Here is a 2,798-nt window from a genome sequence, read left to right as displayed (position 1 = left end):
CCAGCGCCGCCTTGGCGGCGGCGTCGGCCTGCAGCGGGCGCGCCTCGATCAGCGCGGTCAGCACGGTCTGGTCGGCGCAGGCCGCGGTGCACTGCGCGGCCGAGCGCACCGCATGGCTCACCGGCACGCCGGCGTCCCACAACAGCGGGAACAGCCGTGCCAGCGCCGGTTCGCAGGCGGGATCGAGGTCGCCGAACACCAGCAGGTCGATGTCCGAGCGCGGGAACAGTTCGCCACGGCCATAGCCGCCGACCGCGAACAACGCCAGCCCGGCCTCGCGCGGCACGCAGCGGCTCCAGGCGTGGCGGATCAACTGGTCGAGCGCGCGCGCGCGCAGCGCCAGCAAGCGATCGATGTCGTCGCCCTGGTCGAAACGCTTGCTGAGCCGCGCATCGGTCTGCGCCAGCAGTTGCCGAACCGCAGCGGCCCAGCCGGCGTCGTCGACGCCGGCACCGGGCATGCCGGCATCGGCACCGGCCGGCAGCAGACTCACGGCTCGCCGAGGCCGCCGGGCGACAGGGTCAGGACCTCCACCCCATCCTCGGTGACGGCGACCATGTGCTCCCATTGCGCGGAGAGCTTGCGGTCCTTGGTCACCACAGTCCAGCCGTCCGGCAGCACGCGGGTGTAGCGCGTGCCCTCGTTGATCATCGGCTCGATGGTGAAGGTCATGCCCGGCTTCAGCACCAGGCCGTCGCCCGGCCGGCCGTAGTGCAGCACCTGCGGTTCGTCGTGGTAGACCTTGCCGATGCCGTGGCCGCAGTACTCGCGCACCACGCTGAAGCGCTCGCTCTCGGCGTACTGCTGGATGGCATGGCCGACGTCGCCGAGCGTGGCGCCCGGCTTCACCGCGCGGATGCCGCGCCACATCGCCTCGTAGGTGGCCTCGATCAGGCGCCGCGCCATCACCGACGGCGTGCCCGCGCAGTACATGCGGCTGGTGTCGCCATGCCAGCCGTCCTTGATAACGGTGACGTCGATGTTGACGATGTCGCCGTCCTTCAGCACCTTGCCCTCACTGGGGATGCCGTGGCAGATGACGTTGTTCACCGACGTGCACACGGTCTTCGGAAAGCCGCGATAGCCGACGTTGGCCGGCACCGCCCCCTGCACCTTGACGATATGGTCGTGGCAGATGCGGTCCAGCTCGGCGGTGGTGACGCCGGGCTTCACGTACGGGCCGATCAGGTCCAGTACCTCGGCGGCCAGGCGGCCGGCCACGCGCATCTTCTCGATGTCCTGCGGAGTTTTCAGATTGACGGTCATGGTCGTCATTATCGCTCATCCCGGCGCTGGCTGAACGCGCCGGGCGCGTTGCCGGGTTTTTGGCACGCCGGCGCGGTCGCCGCTGCCTTCATCGCACTGAACACGGCACCCTGTGGCGGTCATCCCATGTGAAAACTGGATAACGATCCATAAAAATGTGAACTGGCGCGCGTTTTGCACTAGCGGTGGCACCGGCGGTTGTCCGCCTTCACCGAAGAACCCTGCCATGTATCTCTTCCATCGCGTTCTCGCCTTCCTCGTGCTGTTCGCCGCCGGGACCGGCCTGGCCTGGGCCCAGTCCGACTCGCGCACCTTCAACGTCAAGATCCAGATCACCAGCGTCTGCGACATCCAGACCGCGCCCACCGACGTCGATTTCGGCAGCGTCAATTCCACCCAGACCGCGATCAACAGCACCGGCACCTTGAACGTGCGCTGCACCTCCGGCACCCCGTACAACATCGCGCTCAACGCCGGTTCCGGCTCCGGCGCCACGGTCACCACCCGCACCATGGGCAGTGCCGACGCCAGCAATACCGCACGCGTGCCGTACGCGCTGTACCGCAATGCCGCGCGCACCCAGAACTGGGGCTCGACCATCGGCACCGACACCCAGGCCGGCACCGGCAATGGTGCAGTGCAACCGATCACCGTCTACGGCCAGGTCGCCAGCACCAACTACCCTGCCGGTTCGTACAGCGACGTCGTCACCGCCACCGTCACCTGGTAACCGGAGCCGCCTGCATGCGTTCGCGACTGCCTTCCTTCCTGCGCCTGCCGGCGCTCGCCGCGCTGTGGCTGGCGGCGGCCGGCGCGGCTGTCGCGGCGAGCCTGCAGGTGGCACCGACCTCGGTGTCGCTGCGCGCCGAGGAGACCGCGCAGGGCGTCTGGCTGAGCAACAGCGGCGACGTGCCGCTGCGTGCGCAGGTGCGCGTGTTCCGCTGGCAGCAACGAGACGGCGAGGATGTGCTCGATCCCAGCGACCGCATCGCGCTCAGTCCGCCGATGCTGCAACTGGCGCCGCACTCGCGGCAGTTGGTCCGGGTGATCCGTCTGGATCCCGCGCCCACCGCGGGCGAGGATGCCTATCGCATCCTGGTCGACGAATTGCCCAGCCAGGATGCCGGCGCCAGCGCCAGCGCGGGGCTGCAGTTCGTGCTGCGCTATTCGGTGCCCGTGTTCCTGCAGCCAGCCGTGGCCACCGCGCCGGCGTTGCATGCGCGGCTGGTCCGCGACGGCGCGGGGGCGGCGCTGGAAGTGCGCAATGAGGGCAACGGCCACGCGCAGCTGGTGGACCTGCACTTCGTCGCCGGCGACGGCCGCCGCAGCGCCATCGCCGAGGGCCTGGCCGGCTACGTGCTGCCGGGACAACGCAAGCGCTGGCCGCTGACGGCGGCGCTGGCGCAGACCCAGGGAACGTTCGAGGCAAGGATCAATGGCGAGTCGCGCGCGCAGTCGCTGGTCGTGGACACCGCGGCGCCCTGAACTGCTGCTGGCGCTGTGGGCCGGCAGCGCCGCGCTCGCCGTCGCCC

4 protein-coding genes are annotated in these 2,798 nt (G+C 69.8%); 2 read left to right on the top strand and 2 right to left on the bottom strand.

The window, feature by feature from the left end; genetic code table 11:
• The coding region (locus D180_RS06185) for a nucleotidyltransferase domain-containing protein (RefSeq protein WP_232760354.1) at positions 1–460 on the bottom strand (460 nt) is incomplete at its 3' end.
• Positions 461–489: 29 nt separating this feature from the next.
• Positions 490–1,266, bottom strand: a complete 777-nt coding sequence (gene map / locus D180_RS06180) for a type I methionyl aminopeptidase (protein ID WP_017911155.1) — start codon at positions 1,264–1,266, stop codon at positions 490–492.
• 226 nt (positions 1,267–1,492) lie between these two features.
• On the opposite strand from map, the gene D180_RS06175 reads away from it, so the two are divergent.
• Both D180_RS06175 and D180_RS06170 read left to right on the top strand, forming a co-directional pair.
• Positions 1,493–1,996: a spore coat U domain-containing protein gene (locus D180_RS06175; protein ID WP_017912102.1), complete on the top strand. Its 504-nt coding sequence runs from the start codon at positions 1,493–1,495 to the stop codon at positions 1,994–1,996.
• Positions 1,997–2,010: 14 nt separating this feature from the next.
• The gene (locus D180_RS06170) at positions 2,011–2,751 is read left to right on the top strand and encodes a molecular chaperone (RefSeq protein WP_017912101.1); all 741 of its coding nucleotides are present in this window, start codon (positions 2,011–2,013) and stop codon (positions 2,749–2,751) included.
• Positions 2,752–2,798: the final 47 nt, after the last annotated feature.

Source organism: Xanthomonas sp. SHU 166 (genome assembly GCF_000364685.1).
GTDB lineage: Bacteria > Pseudomonadota > Gammaproteobacteria > Xanthomonadales > Xanthomonadaceae > Xanthomonas_A > Xanthomonas_A sontii.
The sequence above is the reverse complement of the archived record's forward strand: the minus strand, read 5'-3'. Positions and strand labels throughout refer to the sequence as shown.

Coding starts and splice junctions, on each gene's coding strand:
- map (WP_017911155.1), bottom strand. CDS start 1,266: ATGACCGTCAATCTGAAAACTCCGCAGGACATCGAGAAGATGCGCGTG.
- D180_RS06175 (WP_017912102.1), top strand. CDS start 1,493: ATGTATCTCTTCCATCGCGTTCTCGCCTTCCTCGTGCTGTTCGCCGCC.
- D180_RS06170 (WP_017912101.1), top strand. CDS start 2,011: ATGCGTTCGCGACTGCCTTCCTTCCTGCGCCTGCCGGCGCTCGCCGCG.